The sequence below is a fragment of the Rathayibacter sp. VKM Ac-2928 genome (genome assembly GCF_022815545.1).
Taxonomy (GTDB): Bacteria; Actinomycetota; Actinomycetes; order Actinomycetales; family Microbacteriaceae; genus Rathayibacter; species Rathayibacter festucae.
Genome location: NZ_JALGRU010000008.1, coordinates 1 through 22,921, shown reverse-complemented (window position 1 = coordinate 22,921; position 22,921 = coordinate 1). Strand labels below are relative to the sequence as shown.

The window sequence follows — 22,921 nt, the reverse complement described above, 5'->3', positions numbered from 1 at the left end:
TTCCCGCCCGGGTAGCGGACGGTGGTCGAGCCGAGCTCCTTGACCAGCTCGACCACGTCCAGGCGGAAGCCGTCCTCATTGGCGGTCGGGTGGCCGGGCTCGTAGATCCCGTCGTAGACGCAGCGGCCGAGGTGCTCGACGAACGAGCCGAACAGCCGGGGGTTCACGGGAGCGACCACCGCAGCCGGATCGAGGGAGACGCGCGCGGTCGCGGGCGGGGAGACGGCGCGGGAGGCGTCGGTCATGGCAGAGCCTTTCTGGATCGTGCTGAGGTGAGCGGTGATGCGGGAGTCCTGGCGCCGGTCGGCGTCACTTGACGGAGCCGATGGAGAGTCCGCCCTGCCAGTACTTCTGCAGGGTGAGGAACGAGACGATCAGCGGGATGACGGAGATCAGGGCGCCGACGATGACGAGGTTCCACAGCGACTGGCCGCCGGTGTTGACCGACGCCTGGGTCTGCCAGGTGCCGAGTCCGACGGTGACCGGGAAGAGCTGCGAATTCGAGAGCATCACGAGGGGGAGGAAGTAGTTGTTCCAGGTCCCGACGACGGAGAGCAGCAGCACCGTCACGAGTGCGGGGCGCAGCAGCGGCAGGGCGACGCGGAAGAAGACCGTGATCTCGCCGGCTCCGTCCATCCGGGCGGCGTCGAGCATCTCCTCCGGCACCGCGTCCTGCGTGTAGACGCGCATGAGGTAGACGGCGAACGGATTGAGCATCGAGGGCAGGATGACCGCCCACACGGTGTTGGTGAGCTGGGCGGTGCTGAACATGACGAACAGCGGGATGACCAGGGCCGTCGCCGGCACCATCACCGACCCCAGGACCAGCGAGAAGAAGGCGTTGCGGCCCTTGAAGGCGTACGCCGCGAAGCCGTAGCCGGCGAGCACCGACAGCACCGTCGCTCCGAGTCCGCCGGCGAAGGCGTAGAGGAACGAGTTGCCGAGCCACTTCCAGTAGAGGCCGTTCGAGTAGGTGAACAGCGAGCCGATGTTGGTGAAGAACTCGAAGGAGTCGCCGAACCACAGCGGGCTGACGGTGCCCGAGAACAGGCCGACCTGGTCCTTGGTCGAGGCCACGACGAGCCACCAGAACGGGAGCGCGAAGTAGACGACGAAGGCGAGCAGGATCACGTGCGGGAGCAGCTGGCGGCCGCCGCGGCGGCTCCGCGCCCGGATGGCGTCGTCGCGTCGCTGGACGCGGTCGCGCTTGGGGGCGAGCGAGAGGGTGCTCATGAGAGTCCGTTCCTCTTCTTGGTGGCCATCAGGAACAGGTAGGACCCGAGGAACACCACGAGACCCAGCGCGAAGGAGATCGCGGAGGCGTAGTTGAACTGGTTGTAGGAGAAGGCGAGCGTGTACGCGTAGATGTTCGGCGTGTACGACGCGTCGATCGAGCCCGACGCCAGCGAGCGCAGGATCTGCGGCTCGGTGAAGAACTGCAGGGTACCGATGAGGGCGAAGACGAGGATCAGCACCATCGAGGAGGAGATCATCGGGATCTTGATCCGCAGCGCCGTCTGGATCGCGCTCGCGCCGTCCAGGCGTGCCGCCTCGTAGACCGCGGGGTCGATGCCCTGCAGGGCCGCATAGATGATGATCATGTAGTAGCCGGCCCACTGCCAGGTGACGACGTTGACCAGGCTGCCGAAGATCGAGTCCTTGCCGAGCAGGTTCGGCGCGTCGAGACCGAGCCAGCCGAACACCTCCGTGGCGGGGCCGAAGGACGGGCTGTAGAGGAAGCCCCACATCAGCGCGCCGATGACCGCGGGCACCGCGTAGGGCACGAAGATCATCAGCCGGGCGAACCGCGAGAACCGCGAGGTGAGCGCGTCCAGCATCAGCGCGGCGATCAACGAGACCAGCATCTGGATCGGGATCAGGATGAGGGCGAAGCGCACCACCAGCCAGACGCCCTCGAGGAAGAGGGGGTCCGAGAAGGCCTTGGCGTAGTTCGCGAACCAGACCCACTGATTGCCGGTGGCGACGGTCTTGTTCTGCAGGCTCAGGATGAACGAGTAGATCAGCGGCGTGATCAGGAAGACCACGAGGAAGATCCCGAACGGGGCGACGAAGACCCAGCCCCAGCGGGCGCGCCGGGAGGCGACGACTCCGGTGCGCGGCTTCTTCGGACGGGTCTCGGCGGGGGCTGCGGTGGCGGCGGGGGCGGGGACGACGAGGTTGGACATGGTGCTCCTTCGAGGAGGGACGGGGCGGCCGCCGCCCTCGCGGACGGCGGCCGCCGATCGTCAACCGACCGTGTAGCCCTGGCCCGCGGCGTACTCGCTGACCGCGGTCTGATAGGTCGAGAGGGCGTCCGCGACGCTCGAGTCACCGCTGTTCACGGCGTTCACCGCCTCGGTGAGCTTGTCGTAGGCGAAGTTCTGGAACGGCGAGACCTGGAAGCCCTGGTACTCCGTGGCGGCGGAGAGGAAGACGTCCTTGTTGATCTGCTGACCACCGAAGAAGTCGTACTCGAGGTTCGCGAAGTAGTCCGACTCGAGGATCGGCTTCCACAGCGGGAACAGAGCGCCCTTCTCGATGCCGATCTTCCAGGCCTCCTCGGTGCCGAAGATCTCCTTCGCCACCGTCGCGGCCGCTTCCTTGTCCTCGGCCTGGCTGGTCACCGCGAAAGCGGATCCGCCGATGTTGATCTGGGTCGGCTCGGCGCCCTCCCACTGCGGGACCGGGGCGGCGCGCCACACGGCGTCGGTGTCGGCGCCCTCGAAGCCCTTCAGGTAGCCGGGCAGCCAGGCGGCGGCGACGACCGAGGCGTAGGTGCCGTCGACCAGGTGGGTGTTGTAGTCGGTGGTCGAGGCGTCCTCGGTGCCGACCAGGCCCTTCTGCACCAGGTCGCTCCAGTAGTCCATGACCTTGGCGCTGGCCTCGTCGTCGAGGTCCACCGTGACGTCCGTGCCGTCGACGGTGTAGGGCACCGAGCCGGCCTGCGCGAAGAGCGCCTGCTGGTAGGCGCGGCCGTTGCCGGGGAAGTCCGTCATGAGCGTGGTGGAGCCGGCGTCCTTGAGAGCCTGCGCCGCTGCGGCGTACTCCTCCCAGGTCGTCGGGACGGGGATGCCGTACTGGTCGAGGATGTCCTGGCGGTAGAGCATGCCGACGGGTCCGCCGTCGACGGGGATCGCGTAGGTGGCGTCGCCGCTGGAGACGTCGGCCCAGGCGCCCTCGGAGTAGTTGCTCTGCACGTCGCCCGCGCCGTACTCGGTGAGGTCGACGAGCGCGTCCTGCGGGATGTAGCTCTGCACGACCTCGCTCTCGAGCATGACGACGTCGGGTGCGCCCGAGCCGGCCTGCACAGCGGTGGTGAGCTTGGTGTACTCGTCGTTGCCGGCGCCGGCGTTGCTCCAGCAGATCTGGACGTCGTCGTGGCTGTTGTTGAAGAGGTCGACGATCCCCTCGAACTCCGGGTACCAGGCCCACATCGTGACGACCTTGGCGTCCTCGTTCACGATCGTGTTCTCGCAGGTGGCGGCGTCGCTCCCTGCGGAGCAGCCGGTCAGGGCGGCCGCGGAGGCGGCGACGGCCACCCCCGCCGCGAGCATTCTCTTCGTGTGACGCATCATTGCGTGTCCTTTCGGATACGGCCGTCGTCGGCCGGGAAGGGGGGATCGTCCTGGAGCAGGTCGCTTGTACAACGATGGAAAACAACGTTGTAGAGATGATGATGCGGAGTTCGTCGGCGAGTGTCAAGAGCGCGGTCGCCGTCCGCGACGCAACCGTGATCAACGCGCTACGGAGCGGTCGACTCCCGCGACGTCACCGAGAAACCGGCCTCGTGCAGCGTCGGCGGCGCGAGGAGCGAGCCCTCGATCCGCCCCTTCAGCACCTCGACGGCGGTCCGCGCGATCTCGTCGCGACCCGGATCGATGCTCGACAGGCTCGGGACCGAGTACCGCGATTCGTCGACGTCGTCGAAGCCGATGACCGCGACGTCCCCGGGGATGCTCAGCCCCTGCACCTGCAGCGCGCGGATGGCGCCGAGCCCGAGGGAGTCGTTCAGGGCGAAGACGGCGTCGAAGTCGACCCCGGACTCCAGGACCCTGCACATCGCCGCGTTGCCGTTGGCGCGGTGCCACGGTCCGGAGTAGCTGACGAGGCGCTCGTCGTAGGCGATGCCCGCCGCCTCCAGGGCCTCGCGGTAGCCCCGCATCCGCAGCGCGGCCGAGCCGACGTCCTCGTTCTCGTGCGCCCCGAGGGCGACGATCCGCCGCCGGCCGGACTCGATCAGGTGGGTCGTCGCGGCGCGGGCGGCGGCGACGTTCTGCATGGTCACGTGGTCGAAGCGCGGGGTGAAGATCCGCTCGCCCAGCAGGACCAGCGGGTAGTCGACCGCGAGCGCCGGCTCGTCGGCCATCGCCATCCCCAGGGGGCTGAAGAGCAGCCCGTCCGTGAGCTGGCGCCGCGAGCTGCGCAGGACGTCCCGCTCGCGCTGCGGGTCGCCTCCGGTCTGCTCGATCAGCACGGTCAGACCCCGGTCGTCGGCCGCGCGCATGACGCTGTCGGCGAGCTCGGCGAAGTACGCCAGGCTCAGCTCGGGGAGCGCCAGCCCGATGACGTTCGTCCGCCCCCGCCGAAGGCTGCGGGCCGAGAGGTTCGGGATGTACCCCAGCTCGGCGATCGCGGCCTCGACCCGCTCGCGGGTCGCCGGGCGCACGTGCGGGTAGTCGTTGATGACGTTGGAGACGGTCTTGATCGACACTCCGGAGGCCCGCGCCACGTCGTGCAGAGTGATCGCCATCGATCTCCTTCAGTCGGGACCTGCTGAACATACAACGTTGTAGCCGACTCTAGCGCTCCCCTGAACGGGTGCGCCGGAAGGCGCCGCGCCGCCCACGGGCCGGGGCGGTCCCGGCGATCGGACGTCCAGCCGGCGCCTCAGAGGAAGTCGTAGTCCAGCTCGCCCCAGAGCTGCCGGGGGTCGGTGTCCCAGACCCCGATCGGCTCCCGGGAGCGCTCGAGCGCGTCGAGCCGGTCGCGCAGGTCGAGCGCGGAGTCGGTGCCGGACCCGGTCCGCTCGCCCCGCAGCAGGAGCGGGACCCCGACGCCGATGGTCAGGACCACCACCGCCGAGGCGTCGGAGGACGCCGCGTCCGCGAGAGTGACGGTGGCCATCCGGCCGCGGTCGGCCAGCGCCACCGAGTAGCGCAGAACGGCGTCCGCGACCTCGTCCTCGAGGACGATCGCGCCCCCGGCGTACGACAGAGTCTTCATCTCATGCTCCCCTGGTGCTCTCGACGGATGGACGAGGTCCGACATCGGGGACCAGGATGCGGTCCGCTCACCGTACGCCACCCGGCCGCCGCCGCACAGGGTGGCGCCGCAGGAGCGACGCGACCGCGGTCCGCGCCGATCCGCCCTAGCCCCGGACCGGCGCGCATGTTAACGTGAACACCACCCGCCGGCCCCTCTTCGGCGGCCTGATCCCCCTCACCCAGGAAAGGTCTCGACGATGAGACGACGCTCCCCGGAGCCCCCTGCCACCGCGCCCCGGCGCCGTGCCCGGTCCCTCTTCCTCTCCGCACTCGCGTGCACGAGCGTCGCCCTCGGAGGCGCCCTCGTCCCCGTGACGGCCCAGGCCGCCGACGTGCCCGCGCCCACCGCGCACTACGACATGTCGCACGCCGGCTCCGCACTCCTCGACATCTCCGGCAACGGCCGCAACGCGACGCTGACCGGGCTCACCGACGCCTCCTTCGCCGACGCCGGCGGCGACCAGGTCGCCCGCTTCAAGTCCGACGGCTACGCGAGCCTTCCGAAGGGACTCGTCACCGGCACCGACAACGCCTTCGCCGTCGAGTACACGGTGAAGACGCAGACCACCGCGAACCAGTTCGGCTGGGTGATCGGCGACGGCGTCGGCCCCTGGAACACCACTCAGCTCGGCAACCACGTCTTCGTGAACCCGCGGAACCCCGACGGCTCCCCGAGCGGCCAGGTCCTCGCCGGCATCCGCGTGAAGGACAGCGGCAACGGCGAGACCCGGATGCCCTTCGGCGGCACCCTCAACCCCGGCTTCACCACCCTCACCCTCGTCGGCACCGGCACCGGCTCGAGCACCGCGCTGACCCTCTACCGCGACGGCGCGCAGATCTCGACGGTCACCGCCGCGAAGTCGATGGCGAGCATCGTCCCCTCCGGGAGCACGCTCGGCTACCTCGGCCGCTCGCTCTACAGCGGCGACCCGCTGCTCACCGCCGACGTCACCGACGTCAAGTTCTGGGACACGGCGCTCACCGCCGACCAGGTCGCGTCGAGCATGCCGACCGCCGCCGCGAAGGCCGCCGCGACCTCGGCGCTGCTCCGCCCCGACATCCTGCCCGTGCTCCTGGCCGGCAACCCCTCGCTGACCGCCGTCTCGACGAACCTGACGCTCCCCGCGACCAGCAGCGGCGTTCCGCTCACCTGGACCTCCTCGAACCCCGCGGTCGTCTCCGGCACCGGAGTCGTCTCGCGCTCGATCACGCAGGACACCCCGGTCACCCTCACCGCGACCACCGGCCAGGGCGCCGTGCTGACCTTCGACGTCGTCGTGCTCGCCCCGAGCATCAACGACGACCTCGACGCGCTCGTGCTCGCCACCCGCACCACCGAGAACCTGCCTCTCGCCGTCACGGGAGCCAAGAACGGCACCGCCATCACCTGGACCTCGTCCGACCCGGCGCTCGTCACCCCGACCAGCACCTCGTACACCGCCCCGGCGGTCGGCGCGGCCGACCCGTTCCGCGGCGGCGGCGTCGTCACCCGTCCGGCCTACGGCTCGGGCGACGAGCCCGTCACGCTGACCGCGACCGCGACCCTCAACGGAGTCACCGAGACCCGCTCCTTCTCGCTGACGGTGGCCGAGCTCGGCCGCACCGCTCCCGACGCGGGCTACGCCTCGGCGTACTTCAAGTCCGACGGCGACGAGAAGATCTACCAGGCGGCGACGTCCGGCAACGACTTCTTCACCTTCTCGCCGGTCAACGGCGGGAAGGCGGTCATCACCTCGACGACCGACACCAAGGGCCTGCGCGACCCGTTCATCCTCCGCTCGCACAACGGCGACAAGTACTACATGGTCGCCACCGACCTCTGCATCTCCTGCGGCACCGGCTGGGGCGACGCGCAGTCCAAGGGCAGCCTCAAGATCGAGGTCTGGGAGTCGACCGACCTGGTGACGTGGACCCGCACCAACGGCGCCGACACCGGCATCACCGTCAACCAGCCGGCCGCCGGCATGACCTGGGCGCCGGAGGCGTACTGGGACGACGCGCTGCAGTCCTACGTGGTCTTCTTCTCCTCGCGCCTCTACTCCGACGCGACGAAGACCAACAGCGACAAGCTCTACTCCCGCGTCTTCTCGGTGATCACCCGCGACTTCCGCACCTTCACCCAGCCGCCCGCCACCTGGCAGGACACCGGCTACGCGCGGATCGACTCGACGATCACCAAGATCGGCGATTACTACTACCGCTTCACCAAGAACGAGGAGGGCGGCGCCGCCGGCACCCTCGAGGCCGGGAAGGACATCTTCCTGGAGAAGTCGACGGTGCTCACCGCGCCGACGACCTCGTCGAACTGGAACGCCGACCCGACCAAGACCTGGCAGCTGACCGACACCAACATGACGAAGCTCGAGACCGGTCAGGACGGCGAGGGCCCCGAGATCATCAAGCTGAACGCGGGCGACCCCAACGACACCACCGCGAACGGCGACGGCTACGCCTTCCTCGTCGACAACTACGGCCAGGGCGGCTACAAGGCCTTCGTGACCTCGGGAGCCGCCATCGCCGGCAGCTCGCAGTCGGCCCGCCTCTCGAAGTCGGCCGACTGGAACGTCTCGACCAAGGGCGGCCTCCCGGCCAGCCCGCGGCACGGCGCGTTCGTCAGCGTCCCGCAGACGGTCCTCACCGCGATGAAGAACTGGACCGGCGTCACCGCCGTCGACTCCACCACGACCCTCACCGCCGACGGCCGCACGGTCACGGCGACGGTCGCGGCGGCCGACAAGGGCGACGTCGCCGGCACCGTCACCTTCACCAGCGGCACCTGGAGCTCGACCATCGCGCTCTCGGGCGGCTCGGCGAGCGCCGTCGTCCCGGCCGGAGTGAGCGGCGTCACCGCCTCCTACAACGGCTACGCCGATGCGCTGGTGCGCACCTCGGCCTCGGCCGCGCTGCCGCTCGACACCCTCGAGCTCGCTCCTGCCCTCTCGACCCGCTGCATCGCCGGCAAGGTCGTGCTCACCGTGACCGTCAAGAACACCGACACCGCAGCGGCCGACATCACCGTCGACTCCGCCTACGGCACGAAGGCGTTCCCCTCGGTCGCCCCGGGCTCCTCCGCCTCGGCCGCGTTCAGCACGCGCCTGAAGTCGACCCCCGCCGGCTCCGTCACCGTCACCGGCACCGCCCCGGGCCAGCCCGCCTTCGCCGCCACCCTCCCCTACCCGGCGGCCACCTGCTGACCCCCTGACCCCGAGGCCCCCTCCCCTCCGCGAGATGCCACTTGTGCACACGACACGCCGTGAAAGGCGAGCACAAGTGGCATCTCGCGGAGGCCGTCAGGGGAGGTCGAGGCGGAAGCCGACGCCGCGGAGGGTGGTGATCGTCACCGCCGCGCCGAGCTTGCGGCGGAGCGCGAAGACGTGGACGTCGAGGGTGCGGGTGGAGCCGAACCAGTTGCAGTCCCAGACCTCGTCGATCAGGGCCTCGCGGGTGAGCACCGCCCCCGGGCGCCGGGCCAGGGCCAGCAGCAGGTCGAACTCCTTCGGCGTCAGGGCGACCTCCGTCCCGTCGAGGCGCACGCGACGGGAAGCGGGATCGACGACGACCCGGCCGAGCGACAGGGGCGGCAGCGGGAGGACGACCGACCGCGCCAGGCCGGTGCCGGCCCTCCTGCTCACCGCACGGATCCGCGCGATCAGGCCGTGCAGGCCGAACGGCTTGATCACGCAGTCGTCGGCGCCCACTTCGAGTGCGGCGACGGTGTCCGCCTCGTCGCTCCGCGCGGTGACGACGATGATCGGCACCTCGGATCGGCGGCGGAGCATTCGGCAGACGTCGAGCCCGTCCATGTCCGGCAGACCGAGATCGAGCAGGACGAGGTCCGCCGGTCCGGACGCGAGCGCTTCCCGGCCGCTCCTCGCGCGAGCGACGCGGTAGCCGTAGCGCTCGAGCGTGCCGGCCACGCAGTCGGCGATCGAGAGGTCGTCCTCCACGAGCAAGATGAGCACACCTCAGCCTGCCACGGTCACCCAGGCGAGCGCTCGACTGTCACGGCGCGACGGGTTCCTTCGAGGAGTGGTGCTCGATGATCCTCCACTCGCCGTCGATCTCCTCGTAGACGAAGGTGAACCGGGCGTGAACGACCTCCCCGGTCGCCGCGAGATCGAACGTGTAGAGGCCGGTGTTCGAGGCGTAGCCGTCGCCGAGATCGCGGACGACGCTCTCGTCGATCGTCCCCGTCGGCCGCTTCTTGAGGAAGGCGTCGAAGTAGCCGATGCGCTCGGCCGAGGTGTCGAGGACCCCGGGTGCGACGGTCGGCAGCAGCACCGCGTCGTCCGCGTACAGCGCGTCCACCTGCGCGGGGTCGCCGGTGGCGAGCGCCGCGTTCCACTCGTCGAACAGCCCCCGCACCTCGGCGTCGGTGGGCGCGGCGACCGCGGCAGCGGCGGTCGCCGTGGACGCGGCCGGCGCGGGAGCGGCGCTGCACCCGGCGAGCACCAGGAGCAGCGCGGCCGGCGGCGCGAGCACAGCGGCGAGACGGCGGGACGAGCGGACACGACGAGACGACATGGGATTCCCTGACGACGAGAGGAGCGGCGGTCCGGCGGACACCGGCGCTCCCACACTCCCGCCCGCCCCGTCAGCGCCCGGTCACCCCCGCGTCACGCTCGGGTCAACGTCTGCTCCCCACCGCGAGATGCCACTTGCGTACGCGACACGCCGACGAAAGCGTGCACAAGTGGCATCTCGCGGGACCGCCAGCGCTGTGGCCGTCTCGCTGCGGGATGGCGGGTTCGAGCGAAATGACGGCTTCGGTGCCGGATGGCGCAGACGGATCTAGAAGCCGGCTCGCACCCTCACTACGGTATGGCGAACGATCGCTCGACCCCTCCCGTCCGGCCCGCCTTCCCTTCCCTGGAGCAGCATGTCCCGACGCCTCACCCGACCGACCGCCCTCGTGGCGGCTCTCCTCGTCCTCGGCACGGCCGTCCCGGCACAGGCCGCGACGACCGGCCCCTCCCCTCTCGACGATCCGCTCGTCGGGGTCAGGATGGAGGAGCTGAGCGTCCTGCCGGCGGATCCGGCGACCTCACGTCCCGCCGCCGTGTACACGATCGTCGACGACCGGGACCTCGCGTTCCCGGTGGCGGTGACGCCGCAGCCCGGTGCCGAGGGGCCGGCGTACGACCTGCGGACGGCGACGCCGCTCGCCGCGGTCGCCGACGTCGTCCGAGGCCGGACCGCGCTCGTGCGCTGCTCGCAGGTGGCCGCCGCCCCGGACTCGCTCCCGACAGTGTTCGCGAGCCTCTGCAGGGCGGCTGGCGCCGCCGAGATGACCTGGAAAGACGGCCGGTCGCTCGGGGTGCCGATCTGGTACGCCCGCGACCTCGACGGGGGTCTGGTCTGCATCACGGGGACGGGAGCGGAGTGCCTCACGAGCGAGCCCGGCGTCGATCCGGCGTCGGGCGCCGACCGCTTCCGCGTGTCCGCCGCTCGGTGCAGCAGCGCGACGGCGGACTCCCCGCTGAAGCAGACCTGCGATCGGCTCCGAGCCGCGCTCGACGACTCCGGGCACCGGGTCGCGCAGCGCGCGCACGAGCGTCAGCTCGCGCGGATGGACCGGCTCTTCTCCCTCGGGCTGAACGACGCCAGGCTCCGAGCGGAGGCGGCGCTCCGCAAGAGGATCGCCGCCCTGGAGCCACGGATCCACCGCGCGATCGCCAAGCAGAGGAGCGTGTGCAATCCGCTCTGGATGGTCCTCAGTCTCGGGATCACCAGCGGTTTCTGCACAGCCGCCGGTCACGACGTCGAGACACTCGAGGCGGAGCGGACCGCCGTACGGAACGAGCACGACGCCCGGGTCGGCGAGGCGCAGGCGGGACTCCGGGCCCGGATGGCGGAGGACTGGCACGAGCTGCACCGCACCTGGGCGGGCGAGGACCCCACCGGCTTCGCGGCCCTGCTCCGGGTCGAGAGCAAGGAGCTGTCCGAGTTGAAGGCGGCGGAGGAGGAGTACCGGCGCGCCGCCGACCGTGACGAGCAGACGTTCCGCGACCTGCAGCGGCAATGGCTCCAGGAGCGCAGCGCGATCGCGGAGGCGGAGCAGATCCCGCTGATCGGGCCGCTGATCCGGCACATCGAGGAGTACGAGCAGAACCCGAGCGGGACCAACCTCCGCCGCGTGTTCCTCGGAGCACTCGGACCCGCGGGCGAGGCCATCGAGGGCGGGCTGGAGCTCTCCGCCGAGACCTCGCTCAAGTCCGGCGAGCAGCGGTTCCTCTCGGACGCGCTGCACGAGATCGGAGGGAAGGACGGCTTCGGGACCACACTCGAGAGCCTCGTCACCGACTTCTCGAAGGACCTCGGCGACGAGGCGGTGGAGGGGGTCCGCGAGAGCGGCCTCTGGAGCGACGCGCCCGGGTCCGACACTCCGCCCGCGTCGCCCTTCCAGGACTTCGGGCAGCTCCTCGCCGGGGCTCCGCGGATGACCCCGGAGGTGACTCTGAAGTGGCTCCTCGCGAACGGGCCTCTCCGCGACAAGCTGGGACTCGGCGGCACGAACATCTTCCCGGTGCTGAGCGCCACCGGTGCCGATCTGCGCCACGCCGCCGCACAGGTCGCCTTCGAGCGCGGGGTGGAGACGATCTTCACGCATGCGTTCGGCACGGACTACGAGCAGGTCGCCCGGAGGAACCCCGCCTGGACGGGCGCGGAGGCCCGGCTCATCACGGCGGAGCTGCTGAAGGTCCTGACGGACTCCGCCTATCTGGAGCAGATCAGTCCGATCTGGGTCGCCTCCGACACCCTGGGCGATCGGCCCGCCGCCTTCGTCTACGACGACGACCAGAGCGCGATCCTGCTCAACAAGGACCGCACGAGCTTCACCGACGGTGGCGCGAACCCGGAGTTCGCCAAGTTCTACCTCGAGGAGCTCGGTCACTCGCTGAACTGGTGGCGCTGCACGATCTTCGACGTCGAGGTGAAGCACTGCAGCGGAGAGGGCGATGTCGGTGCCCGCTTCCGCGATGCCGTCATGCTGAGCACGTCGTCGACCGACCCCGGCTTCGGCGCCGCGATCGCGAGTCTTCCGGCCCACGACCAGGACAGCTCCGCGACGGTCCTGTTCACCGGCGGCACGACCGCGCATCTGGAGGGCTGGAGCTCCTACAGCTCCCTCAACTCGCACATCGCCGGGAAGGGCCGCTTCAGCTTCCTCCTCCGGGCGGGGATCGAGCTCTCCTCGGAGTACCCCGGGGTGAGCGACGAGTTCGACCTGGAGATGTCGGTCGGCGCTCCGTCGATGACGAGGAGCGGCAACCCGTGGGTCGTCTCTCCGAACGGCCAGTGCGAGGTCCGGCAGCTCGCTCTCAAGGAGGACTGCAACGTCCCCACGATGTCGATCGCCTTCTCCTTCCGCGACTCGATCAACTACTCCGTTCTCGGCGCCCCCGGGGTGAAGAACACGGCGTTCGCGAAGGCAGGGGTCAACCTCTCTCCGGCGATCGTCCGGAAGCACGGCGTCCGGCTCTACTTCCAGCCGAAGGCCGGAGAGCCCGACGCGTGGCGCTTCCTGCCCGGCCACACGATCTACTTCAAGGAGTTCAGCCTGGCCGGTGACGGCAAGGTCGACGGCACGAAGATGCTCGACACCTTCGCCGGCAAGCGGATGCCGGCCCCGCACCGGCTCGACGTCGCGGGGAAGGCGACCGTCGAGGGCAGCTACATCGTGGAGATCGCCACCCGGGAGAAGGCGGCGCTGGACAAGTGGCTCGCCGCCGACGTCTCGAGCGCGCTGCTCGGCTGCGCCGGCGGCTTCGTCTTCGCGATGGTCGCGGAGCAGGACCCGATCACGGGCTGCCACGTCGGGTCCGATCTCCTCGAGGGGATCGAGACCGCCGTGGAGGCGTCGGACGGGCGGCTCACCAGCTTCCTGACCTCCAACGCCTCCGTCGCCGTGCCCCTCTCCGTGGAGTACAAGGCCACGCGACCGGCGGGACGCGCCGCCGAGCTGCCGGCCGATGTCCCGCCGCAGTCCGGAGTGGAGATGTGGGAGGTGGGTCCGCCCCCGGCCGCCGCCGCGCACTCCGCCGAGCAGGTCTCCTCACTGCGGACGAAGGCGAGCACCGCGCTGAAGAAGATGAAGTCGGTGTCCTTCACCGGCCTGGCCGTCTTCCGCCCCCGCATCAGCTGGACGCTCGCGACGCGCTCCCTGCACCTCGGCACCCACTCGCTCCCCACCGCCAACCTCATCGAGTAGCGCGCGTCCCCTCCCCCGCCGCGAGATGCCACTTGTGCACGCGACACGCCGTGAAAGGCGTGCACAAGTGGCATCTCGCGGAGGGCGTCAGCCCGTGGGACGGGTCAGCTCGTCGGGGTCAGCAGGTCGGCGTGGTGCACGGCCGCCACGTTCGGGTGCGCGCGCAGGCGGTAACGCAGCGCGTTCTCGCCGTAGGTCTCGAGGATCGGGCTGTTGGTCGGGTCGACCGAGAGGCCGGACTTCAGCTCCTCGGGCAGCGGCAGCGAGGGCATCGTCGAGTCGAGCGACGGATTGAAGAAGAACGGGATCGAGATCCGGTCGGTGCCGATCAGCGGCGAGATCACGCGGTGCAGCGTCGCCTTGAGGTAGCCGCCGGTGGCCAGCTCGAGCATCTCGCCGATGTTGACGACGAACGCCCCGGGCAGCGCCGGCGCCTCGATCCAGGAGCCGTCGTGCTCGACCTGCAGGCCGCCCTTGCCGGGCTCGACCAGCAGCAGGGTCAGCACGCCGCCGTCGCGGTGCGCACCGACGCCCTGCTTGGGCTCGGGGTCGGAGGTGCCGGGGTAGCGGACGACCTTGACCAGCGAGAACGGCTTCTCGGCGAACGCCTCGTCGAACACGTCGGCCGGAGCGTCGAGGGCCACGGCCCAGGTGCGCAGCAGGCGGATGGCCACCGCGGCGAGCTCCTCGTGCCAGCGCTCGAAGACGGCGCGGAACTCGGGCAGCGACTCCGGCCAGAGGTTCGGCCCCTCGAGGCGCTGGTAGTCCGGGACGTCGGCGCCGGCCGGCACGGTCTCGCGGTCGATGCCGATGTCGACCTGCTCGCGGTAGTCGACGTCGCCGTTGGTCAGCTCGGCGCCGAAGCGGGTGTAGCCGCGGAACTGCGGGCTGGCCGTGTTCTCGATCGCCAGCTTCTCCTCCTCGGAGAGCTCGAAGAAGCGGCGGGAGACGGCGACCACGTCGTCGAGGAGGTCCTGCGGCACGCCGTGGCCGACGAGGTAGAAGAAGCCCACGTCGTGCGTGGTCTCGCGGAGATCGCGGCGGAACGCGGCGGCTTCCTCCTCTCCCTGGTCGAGGCGGGAGAGGTCGAGGATCGGCAGGGAATCGGTCATGGGGAAAGCCTTGCGCAGTTCGCCTTCTCCGCACCGATTGTTACGACAACTAAATGCGAAGACCCAGCCTGCGCCCGGGACCGAGGTCTCCGGACGCAGGCTGGGCCCGCGGATGCCGCCGAGTGTTACGGCGTGGGCATGCCGCCGTTCGCGTGCAGCGTCTCGCCGACGACGTAGCTCGACTCGGGCGAGGCGAGGAACACGTAGGCCGGAGCGAGCTCCGCAGGCTGACCCCAGCGGCCGAGCGGCGTCTGCGAGCCGACCTCGGGCAGCTTCTCCGGCGGCTGGCCGCCGGCGGTCTGCAGCGGGGTCCAGATCGGGCCGGGCGCGACGACGTTCACGCGGATGCCCTTGGGCGCGAGCTGCTGCGAGAGCGCCTTCGAGAACGTGTTGATCGTGGCCTTGGTGGAGGCGTAGTCGACCAGCGTCGGCGACGGCTGGTAGGCCTGGATCGACGAGGTGCTGATGATCGCGGAGCCCGGGGCGAGGTGCGGCACGGCCGCCTTCGTCATCCAGAACATCGCGTAGACGTTGGTCTTGAAGGTCTCGTCGAACTGCTCGTCGGAGATGTCGAGGAAGTCCTCGACCGACTGCTGCTTGCCGGCGTTGTTGACGAGGATGTCGAGGCCGCCCAGGCCCTCGACGGCCTTCGCGACGGCGCCGACGGCGAAGTCGTGGTCGGTGATGTCGCCGGGGATGGCGACGGCGACGCGGCCGGCCTCCTCGATGAGGGCGACGACCTTCTTGGCGTCGGACTCCTCCTCGGGCAGGTAGACGATCGCGACGTCGGCACCCTCGCGGGCGTAGGCGATGGCGACGGCCGCGCCGATGCCCGAGTCGCCGCCGGTGATGAGCGCCTTGCGCCCCTCGAGGCGGCCGGAGCCGCGGTAGGTCGACTCGCCGCGGTCGGCGAGGTCGTCCATCTTCGAGTCGAGGCCGGAGCCCTCCTGATACTGCTCCTCGGTGTCGATGTCGGCGAACATCTTCGTGGGGTCCTGGAACGTGTACTGGTCGGTCGTGTTCTCGGAAGTCATGTCCTCGACGCTAGGCGCGACCATCGCGCCCGCGCGCGTGGTTGACAGCGCGGATCCCGCGCGGCAGAGCGGATGCCCACCCCGCTTCCAGGTTCGACGTCCGCAGACGCCCGGAGATGCTGACCACGGCCCCCGCTTCCGGGAGAATGGCCCGGTGACCCGCGACGACTCCCCGGCCTTCGACCCGACCGCCCCGCTGCCCGGCTGGCAGCACGCCTACTCCGGCAAGGTGCGCGACCTCTACACTCCGGACGACTCCGACCCGGTGCTCGGCGCCGACCGGATGCTGGTCGTCGCGAGCGACCGCGTCAGCGCCTTCGACACGATCCTCGAGCCCGGCATCCCCGGCAAGGGCGAGCTGCTGACCGAGCTGTCGCTGTGGTGGTTCGGCCAGCTGGCCGACGTGCCCAACCACCTCGTCCCGGGGGAGATCCCCGAGGCCGTGCGCGGCCGCGCGATGCTCGTGAAGACGCTCGACATGTTCCCGATCGAGTGCGTCGTGCGCGGCTACCTCTCCGGCAGCGGCCTCAAGGAGTACCGGGCGACCGGCGCCGTCTCCGGCGTCGCGCTCCCGGAGGGCCTGAACGACGGCGACGTCCTGCCCGAGCCGATCTACACCCCCGCCTGGAAGGCGCCGCAGGGCGAGCACGACGAGAACATCTCCTTCGAGCGCACGGTCGAGCTCGTCGGCGAGGACGCAGCGGAGGCGCTGCGCACCCTCTCGCTGCACGTCTACCGGGAGGCGTCCGCGATCGCGCTGCGCAGCGGCGTCATCCTGGCCGACACCAAGTTCGAGTTCGGCGTCGACCGCGAGACCGGCGTCGTCACTCTCGGCGACGAGGTGCTCACGAGCGACTCCTCGCGCTACTGGGACGCGGTCGACTACGACGCGGGCGTGCGCGGGCAGTCCTTCGACAAGCAGATCGTCCGGGACTGGCTCGCCGACAACTGGGACGGCCAGGGCGAGCCGCCCCGGCTCCCGCACGAGATCGTCGTCCGGACCGCCGGTCGCTACCGCGAGCTGATCGAGCGCCTCACCCGCTGAGCGCGCCGCCCCGCGGGATGAGGGCAGCGGGATGCAGGGCCGCGGGCTCAGGCCGCGGGCTGCGGTCCGCGCTCGAAGATCCCGGAGAGCCCCTCGAGGATCGCGGCGAAGCGCACCGACTCGGCGTCGGCGACCGAGTCGGTGAGGGCGCGGACCTCGCCGTAGACCCGCTCGTCGGTCTCGCCGAGCGCCGTCTCGGCCCGGCCGGTCAGGCAGAGGATCCGGCCGCGGCCGTCGGAGGGATCGAGCACGCGGTCCACGTAGCCGGCCCGGGAGAGCCGGTCGACGAGGATCGAGACGGCCGCCGTCGTCAGGCCGATCGCCCCGGCCAGATCGACCGCGCGGACGATCTCGTCGCGCCCGGCACCGGCGCCGATCAGACGCAGGGCGGCCAGGTCGGTCGCGCCGATGCCGAGCCGGCGCTCGACGCGCGCGTCGTAGCTCCGCTCCTCGGTCCGCAGCCGGGCCAGCAGTGCGAACAGATCCGGTCGATCGTCCATGGGTCGCCCTCCTGACGGCAGGCGCCCCGATCGGGAACTCGCTCCGACCATGCAACCACTTCTCGGCGGCCCGCGGGCGCCGTCCGGGAAACGCAGCACGCGCTGTCCCGGAAACGCACTGCTCGCCGGGCATTTAGCTAACCGATTTAGTCAATAAAGTACGCTGTTCTGCGGTGCGCCCCCTTCGGTGCGCCGGAAACGGCGGAGGAGAGTCGACGATGGGACGCCTGCTGTACGGGGCACCGCCGAGCGCGCACCGGTTCGAGGACCGCACCCTCGCGCACCTGCAGAGCGTGATCACCGCGCGGTTCCGCCGCGGCGAGGGCTTCCTGCTCACGACCGCGGACGACGACGGGCGGCTGTCCGAGCTCTGGCTGCACCCCTCGATCGCCACGCGCTACGAGTACGACGCCGAAGGACAGCACGACCTCAACCCGCACTGGCTGCGCGCGCTCACGGCGGCCTCGCACGGCCGGATCGGACTGCACGTCGTCCCCGAGCCCGAGAGCGCTCCCGACCCCCGAGCCAGGAGGATCCTCGCGTGAGCGACCACAACGGCACGCTCTTCCGCCGCGGCGGCACCGTCCGCTTCGTCCGCTGGGTGTCCTCGCGCGACGGGGGCTGGGCTCCGGAGATCATCCAGGGGCGCTACCTCGAGCGCGACGACAGCGGCTGGCTCGTCGAGATCGAGGGCACACCCACCCTGCTGACGAAGGACGACTGGGCCGTCTACCGCTGAGTCCGGCCGCGGTGCCGGACGCCGCGTAGTGTGGCGAGAGTGCCTTCCGTCGCCCGCCGCGGCATCACCTCGGCCCCGTTCCTCCTGACCACCGCCGGCACGACGGCGCTCGTCTTCCTCTGCGCGTTCGAGTCGCTCGCGGTGACGACGATCATGCCGATCATCAGCGCCGACCTCGACGGCCGGGCGCTCTACTCGCTCGCCTTCGCGGCCACGCTCGCTGCGGCCGTCGTCGGCATGGTCACAGCGGGCTCCTCGGCGGACCGCCGGGGACCGACCCCGGCGCTGATCGCGGCGATCCTGCTCTTCACCCTCGGCCTGATCGCGGCCGGGACGGCGACGTCGATGCCGGTCTTCGTCGGCGCGCGCCTGCTGCAGGGCCTCGGCAGCGGAGGGATCACCGTCACGCTCTACGTGCTCGTCGCCCGGGTCTTCCCCGCCGAGCTGCACCCCCGGATCTTCGGCGCCTTCGCCGCAGCCTGGGTGGTGCCCTCGCTGGTCGGGCCGCTCGCCGCGGGCCTCGTCGCCGAGCTGACGAGCTGGCACTGGGTGTTCCTCGGCGTCGTGGCGCTGGTGGCCGTGGCGAGCGCGGTCATCGCGCCGACTCTGCGCGCGCTCGAGCCGCAGGCGCTGCGGCCCTTCGACCGGAGCGCGATCGGCCGCGTCGTCCGCGCCGTCGTGGTGGCCGCCGCCGTCGTCGTGCTGAGCACGAGCGCCGAGATCGCTCCGGAGGCGGCGGGAGTGGTGGCCGCCGTCGCGATCGCGGTGGTGATCCTCTCGGTCCGCGCCCTGCTGCCGGTCGGCACGCTGCAGGCGCGCGGTGTCCTGCCGTCGACGATGCTGCTGCGGGCCCTCGTCGCGGCCGCCTTCTTCGGCACCGAGGTCTACCTCCCGCTGCTGCTCAGCGAGCGGTACGGACTCCCGCCGTGGCTGTCCGGGGTCGCGCTCACCGCCGGCGCCGTCTCCTGGGCGCTGGGCTCGCAGCTGCAGGGCCGGCCGGGCACCCGCCTGTCGCACGGCGGCGCGATGCGCCTCGGCACGGGTCTGCTGCTCGCCGGCATCCTCGTCGTGCTGCTGACGGTCGTGCTCGCGCTATCGCCGATCGTCGCCGGAGTCGGCTGGTTCCTCGCGGGCGGCGGGATGGGCGCGATGTTCCCGCGGATGGGCACGCTGACGCTCGGCCTCTCGGCGCCGGGGCGCGAGGGCTTCAACAGCTCGGCGCTGCAGATCGCCGACTCGACCGGCGGCTCGGTCTCGCTCGCGCTGACCGGGCTGCTGGCCGCCGCGGTCACCGGTCTGCTCGGGAGCGGCGCCGCGGTCTTCACGGCCACCTTCGCCTACGGCGCGCTGATCGCCGTCGCGGCGGTGGCCCTGGCGATCCGGCTGAGCGGGCTCCTCCGGTTCGAGGGCCGGGAGGAGCCCGCCGCACGGGATCGGGCCTAGGCCCGGTGCGCACGCGGGGTCAGCTGTAGAGCGACTCCGGCACGTCGAGTCCGTAGATCGCGCGACCCGAGCTCCAGATCACCGAGCACGCCGCGCGCAGCAGGTCGGTCTCGTCGGAGCCGGCGTCGACGATCACGACGGAGTCCCCGTCGAGCCGGACCTTCGCCGAGCGCACCGAGTGGGTGCCGTTCCGGGCGACGACGGCCGCCGGGTACGGTGCGTCCAGCTCGCGCAGGTCGGCCAGGATGTAGGTCGGCCGCAGCTTCGGCTCGGCCGCGAGCAGCTGCTTCGCCCGGTCGATGCCGGTCAGGACGAGAACGCTCGCCATGCCGGAGGTGTTCGCCCCGGCGATGTCGGTGTCGAGCCGGTCGCCGATGAACAGCGGATTCGTCGAGCCGAACCGCGCGGTCGCCGCGTCGAAGATCGCGCGCTCCGGCTTGCCGGCCACGACCGGCAGGCGCCCGACCGCGGTGTGCACGGCGGAGACGAGCGTGCCGTTGCCCGGGGCGATGCCGCGGGCGACCGGGATCGTCCAGTCGGTGTTGGTGGCGACCCACGGGATGCCCGTGTGCAGCGCGAACGACGCCTCGGCGAGCTCGGCCCAGCCGACCGACTGCGCGAAGCCCTGGATGACGGCGGCCGGTGAGTCCTCCGCACTGCGGGTGACGGTGAAGCCGGCCCGCTCGACCTCCGTGGTGAGGCCCTCCCCGCCGACGACCAGGACGGTCGAGCCGGCCGGGATCAGATCGGCGAGCAGCACGACGGCCGCCTGCGGTGAGGTGACCACGTCCTCCGGGCGCACGGCGAGGCCGAGGTCGGAGAGGTGGCCGGCCACCGAGACGTCGGTGCGCGAGGCGTTGTTGGTGATGTAGCCGACGCGGACCGTCTCCGCCGCGCGGTTCAGGCTCTCGACGGCGAACGGGATCGCATCGGCGCCCTTGTAGACGACCCCGTCGAGGTCGGCGAGGACGCAGTCGCGCCCGTCCAGCGGGCTGGGCTCAGGCTTCGGGCTTCGGAACATCGGCGCCGTCCTCCTCGGTGTCGGTGGGGGTGATGTCGGTGTCGTCTGCGGACTCCACGTCGGTGGACTCCGCGGTGGTCTCGTCCGCGGCCTCCTCGTCGCCTGTCGCCTCGGCGGCGTCCTCCACCGACAGCGCCTCGGGCGTCGAATCGGCGAGGGCCTCCTCGAAGTCCGCGTCGGACAGGTCCGCGTCGTCGAGCGCGGCCTGGTTCTCGATCGCGTCCGCGGCCGTCGTCTCGGCGGAGACATCGGAGTCGGCGGTCTCGTCGTCCTCTACCGGTGCACCGGCGTTAGTGGGCTCGTTAGTCTCGACGGGGTCGTTGATCTTGGCGGGCTCGTCGGTCTCGAGTGGCTCGTCGATCTCGAGGGGCTGGTCGATCTCGGGGGCGTCCTGCTCGGCGAGCTCAGCCGAGTCGGGGCCGAGGCTGTCGTCCTCGTCCTCGTCCTCGTCGTCGATGTCGAGCGCGTCGTCCAGGTCGGCCTCGGGGGCCGCGTCGGTGTCGGGGGCCGCGTCGGCGGCGACCAGACCCGAGAGCTCGGCGCGGGTGGCGGGCACGTACTCGCCCTCCTCCTCGACGACCTCGATGGTCTCGTCGTCGCCGCCGCCCTCGGCCGCGAAGACGGCGCGCGCGGCGATGTCCGCGCGGCGCTGCCACTCGGCGGCCTCCTCGGCACGGCCGACCTCCTCGAGGACGAGCGCGTACGCGGCGAAGAGGTCCGGGCTGTAGGAGAAGGCGCGGTCGGGATCGAGCTGCGGGATCTCGAGCTCCATCAGCGCCAGCTCGCCCTGACCGAGGTCGAGGCGCGCCCCGGACATCGCGATCGCGAGCGACACCTGGGCACCGGGGCTCAGCGTGCTGCGGTCCACGGAGCGGCCGAGCTCGAGCGCCTTGTCGGGACGCCCCACTCCCCGCTCGCTGTCGACCATCAGGGGCACCTGCTCGTCCGAGCCGGAGATCCGGCGGTAGGTGCGCAGCTCGCGCAGCGCGAGAGCGAAGTCACCGGTCGCGTAGGCCGAGATGGCCAGCGACTCGCGGACGACCGCGATCCGACCGGCCCGGCGCGCGGCCGACAGCACGTGCCGGTGCGCGAGGTCCGGGTCCTCCTCGAGGAGGCGGCCCGCCATCACCAGGTGGCGCGCGACCCACTCCGCGTTGTCCTTCGACAGCGTGCGCAGCTCGTTGCGGGCGACCTTGTCGAGATCCTTCGCCTGGACGTCATCCGGCAGATCCGGGTCGTCGTGCCGAGGGCGCACCGACTGGAGGGAGCGACGCTCGCGCTCCTCCTCGGTGAGCTCCGGCTCCTCGCGCGGAGCGCCGCGGCCGGCGTACCCGCCGCCGAATCCGCCGCGGCCGCCCGCGCGATCGCCACCGCCGCGACGGTCGTCGAAGCGCCCGCCGCGGGAGTCGCCGTCCCGACGCGGACGAGAGTCTCCGTCACGAGAGGGACGAGAGTCGCCGTCCCGACGAGGACGGGAGTCACCATCACGAGAAGGACGGAAGTCGCCGTCCCGACGAGGACGGGAGTCACCATCACGAGAAGGACGGAAGTCGCCGTCCCGACGCGGACGGGAGTCACCATCACGAGAAGGACGGAAGTCGCCGTCCCGACGCGGACGGGAGTCACCGTCACGAGAAGGACGCGCATCGCCGTAGCGGGGACGAGAGTCGCCTTCACGCGAGGGACGGAAGTCGCCCTCACGACGCGGACGGGAATCACCATCACGAGAAGGACGGGAATCACCATCACGAGAAGGACGCGCATCCCCGTACCGGGGGCGAGAGTCACCATCGCGGGAGGGACGGGAATCACCATCGCGGCGGGGGCGGGAGTCGCCATCGCGAGAAGGACGGAAGTCGCCCTCCCGACGCGGATGGGAGTCTCCGTCACGGGAAGGACGCGCATCGCCGTCGCGACGAGGGCGGGAGTCGGAGTCACGAGAGGGACGGAAGTCGCCCTCACGACGAGGACGGGAATCACCGTCGCGAGAGGGACGGGCGTCACCGGCCCGAGGAGAGCGAGCGTCACCGTCGCGGCGCGGACGGGAGTCGCCGCTGGAGTACGGACGAGAGTCGCCGTCGCGGCGGGGACGAGAGTCTCCGCCACGGTCCGGACGTCCGGCTCCGTCACGGCGCGGAGCGTCCGAGCGCGATCCGGAGTCGTTCGAGCGGTACGGACGGGAGTCTCCACCGCGAGCGGGCCGATCGCCGTCTCGAGCTCCACCTCGCGGGGAGGAGGAGCGGTCGCCGCCGGCGGCGCGGGGCGGGCGCTCGTCGCGCCGGTCCTGTCCGCGGTCGTTGCGGTCGGGTGCTGCGTCGTCCATGCGTTCCTCGCCTGTCGTGGTGGAGCTCTGTGGAGTTGACCCGTCCGCGAGGACGGGGATCGGCGGCCCGTGAGCCGCCCGCCACCACCCTAACCCGCACCATGGCGGACGCCACGGGGGTCGAGGTGCTGGGTCTTCCGGTTCCTTCTGCAGAACCTCTGGTTAAACAGCGATGGCCACCCATTTCTGGGTGGCCATCGTGAATTGGTGTCCGGCGGTGTCCTACTC

19 protein-coding genes and 1 pseudogene are annotated in these 22,921 nt (G+C 71.1%); 7 read left to right on the top strand and 13 right to left on the bottom strand.

The window, feature by feature from the left end; all coding sequences use genetic code 11:
• The 6 genes and pseudogenes from MT350_RS19820 to MT350_RS19795 form a co-directional block, all read right to left on the bottom strand.
• Positions 1 to 245, bottom strand: a pseudogene (locus MT350_RS19820) (alpha-L-arabinofuranosidase); the annotation flags it as partial.
• A 64-nt stretch (positions 246 to 309) separates the two neighbouring features.
• Positions 310 to 1,233 carry a carbohydrate ABC transporter permease gene (locus MT350_RS19815; protein WP_243616543.1) on the bottom strand — a complete coding sequence of 308 codons (924 nt, stop codon included), beginning with the start codon at positions 1,231 to 1,233 and terminating at the stop codon, positions 310 to 312.
• Positions 1,230 to 2,186, bottom strand: coding sequence for a carbohydrate ABC transporter permease (locus tag MT350_RS19810; protein WP_243588067.1), 957 nt, complete (start codon positions 2,184 to 2,186; stop codon positions 1,230 to 1,232). Before MT350_RS19810 ends, MT350_RS19815 begins: the two co-directional genes overlap by 4 nt.
• Before the next feature lie 60 nt (positions 2,187 to 2,246).
• Positions 2,247 to 3,575 (bottom strand): ABC transporter substrate-binding protein, encoded by a 1,329-nt coding sequence (locus MT350_RS19805; RefSeq protein WP_123706629.1) that lies wholly within the window; start codon positions 3,573 to 3,575, stop codon positions 2,247 to 2,249.
• Between the two features lie 167 nt (positions 3,576 to 3,742).
• Complete coding sequence (locus tag MT350_RS19800; RefSeq protein WP_243616542.1) at positions 3,743 to 4,750, bottom strand: LacI family DNA-binding transcriptional regulator; 1,008 nt, start codon at positions 4,748 to 4,750, stop codon at positions 3,743 to 3,745.
• Positions 4,751 to 4,887: 137 nt separating this feature from the next.
• Positions 4,888 to 5,223 (bottom strand): hypothetical protein, encoded by a 336-nt coding sequence (locus tag MT350_RS19795; protein WP_243616541.1) that lies wholly within the window; start codon positions 5,221 to 5,223, stop codon positions 4,888 to 4,890.
• Positions 5,224 to 5,461: 238 nt separating this feature from the next.
• On the opposite strand from MT350_RS19795, the gene MT350_RS19790 reads away from it, so the two are divergent.
• On the top strand, positions 5,462 to 8,458 hold the full coding sequence (locus MT350_RS19790) for an immunoglobulin-like domain-containing protein (RefSeq protein WP_243616540.1): 2,997 nt from the start codon (positions 5,462 to 5,464) through the stop codon (positions 8,456 to 8,458).
• Between the two features lie 96 nt (positions 8,459 to 8,554).
• On the opposite strand, the gene MT350_RS19785 is transcribed toward MT350_RS19790, so the two are convergent.
• Positions 8,555 to 9,226: a response regulator transcription factor gene (locus MT350_RS19785; RefSeq protein WP_243616539.1), complete on the bottom strand. Its 672-nt coding sequence runs from the start codon at positions 9,224 to 9,226 to the stop codon at positions 8,555 to 8,557.
• Positions 9,227 to 9,266: 40 nt separating this feature from the next.
• On the bottom strand, positions 9,267 to 9,788 hold the full coding sequence (locus tag MT350_RS19780) for an SgcJ/EcaC family oxidoreductase (protein ID WP_243616538.1): 522 nt from the start codon (positions 9,786 to 9,788) through the stop codon (positions 9,267 to 9,269).
• A 355-nt stretch (positions 9,789 to 10,143) separates the two neighbouring features.
• Between MT350_RS19780 and MT350_RS19775 the strand changes: the two genes are divergently transcribed.
• Positions 10,144 to 13,476: a hypothetical protein gene (locus MT350_RS19775; RefSeq protein ID WP_243616537.1), complete on the top strand. Its 3,333-nt coding sequence runs from the start codon at positions 10,144 to 10,146 to the stop codon at positions 13,474 to 13,476.
• A 104-nt stretch (positions 13,477 to 13,580) separates the two neighbouring features.
• On the opposite strand, the gene MT350_RS19770 is transcribed toward MT350_RS19775, so the two are convergent.
• Together MT350_RS19770 and MT350_RS19765 are read right to left on the bottom strand one after the other, a co-directional pair.
• Entirely contained in the window at positions 13,581 to 14,588 is a 1,008-nt protein-coding gene (locus MT350_RS19770) for an isopenicillin N synthase family oxygenase (RefSeq protein WP_123706620.1), read from the bottom strand.
• Between the two features lie 125 nt (positions 14,589 to 14,713).
• Positions 14,714 to 15,622, bottom strand: coding sequence for an SDR family oxidoreductase (locus MT350_RS19765; protein WP_279396541.1), 909 nt, complete (start codon positions 15,620 to 15,622; stop codon positions 14,714 to 14,716).
• A 154-nt stretch (positions 15,623 to 15,776) separates the two neighbouring features.
• Here MT350_RS19765 and MT350_RS19760 point away from each other — a divergent pair, with 154 nt between their 5' ends.
• Positions 15,777 to 16,667, top strand: coding sequence for a phosphoribosylaminoimidazolesuccinocarboxamide synthase (locus tag MT350_RS19760; RefSeq protein WP_243616536.1), 891 nt, complete (start codon positions 15,777 to 15,779; stop codon positions 16,665 to 16,667).
• A 47-nt stretch (positions 16,668 to 16,714) separates the two neighbouring features.
• Here the strand turns inward: MT350_RS19760 and MT350_RS19755 are convergent, their stop codons facing one another.
• The gene (locus tag MT350_RS19755) at positions 16,715 to 17,167 is read right to left on the bottom strand and encodes a MarR family winged helix-turn-helix transcriptional regulator (RefSeq protein ID WP_243600760.1); all 453 of its coding nucleotides are present in this window, start codon (positions 17,165 to 17,167) and stop codon (positions 16,715 to 16,717) included.
• Between the two features lie 218 nt (positions 17,168 to 17,385).
• On the opposite strand from MT350_RS19755, the gene MT350_RS19750 reads away from it, so the two are divergent.
• From MT350_RS19750 to MT350_RS19740, 3 genes are read left to right on the top strand one after another with little or no spacing between them, the layout of a single operon-like run.
• A complete protein-coding gene (locus MT350_RS19750) occupies positions 17,386 to 17,712 on the top strand; it encodes an ATP-dependent DNA ligase (RefSeq protein ID WP_243616535.1) in 327 nt (108 codons plus the stop codon).
• Positions 17,709 to 17,906, top strand: coding sequence for a hypothetical protein (locus tag MT350_RS19745; RefSeq protein ID WP_123444572.1), 198 nt, complete (start codon positions 17,709 to 17,711; stop codon positions 17,904 to 17,906). The genes MT350_RS19750 and MT350_RS19745 overlap by 4 nt, the downstream gene beginning before the upstream one ends.
• A gap of 39 nt (positions 17,907 to 17,945) precedes the next feature.
• A complete protein-coding gene (locus tag MT350_RS19740) occupies positions 17,946 to 19,349 on the top strand; it encodes an MFS transporter (protein WP_243616534.1) in 1,404 nt (467 codons plus the stop codon).
• Positions 19,350 to 19,368: 19 nt separating this feature from the next.
• Here the strand turns inward: MT350_RS19740 and MT350_RS19735 are convergent, their stop codons facing one another.
• Positions 19,369 to 20,370 (bottom strand): HAD-IIA family hydrolase, encoded by a 1,002-nt coding sequence (locus MT350_RS19735; RefSeq protein ID WP_243616533.1) that lies wholly within the window; start codon positions 20,368 to 20,370, stop codon positions 19,369 to 19,371.
• Complete coding sequence (locus MT350_RS19730; protein ID WP_243616532.1) at positions 20,348 to 21,625, bottom strand: hypothetical protein; 1,278 nt, start codon at positions 21,623 to 21,625, stop codon at positions 20,348 to 20,350. Before MT350_RS19730 ends, MT350_RS19735 begins: the two co-directional genes overlap by 23 nt.
• Between MT350_RS19730 and MT350_RS19725 the strand changes: the two genes are divergently transcribed.
• Positions 21,611 to 22,732, top strand: a complete 1,122-nt coding sequence (locus MT350_RS19725) for a hypothetical protein (protein WP_243616531.1) — start codon at positions 21,611 to 21,613, stop codon at positions 22,730 to 22,732. The genes MT350_RS19730 and MT350_RS19725 overlap by 15 nt on opposite strands.
• Positions 22,733 to 22,921 lie beyond the last annotated feature (189 nt).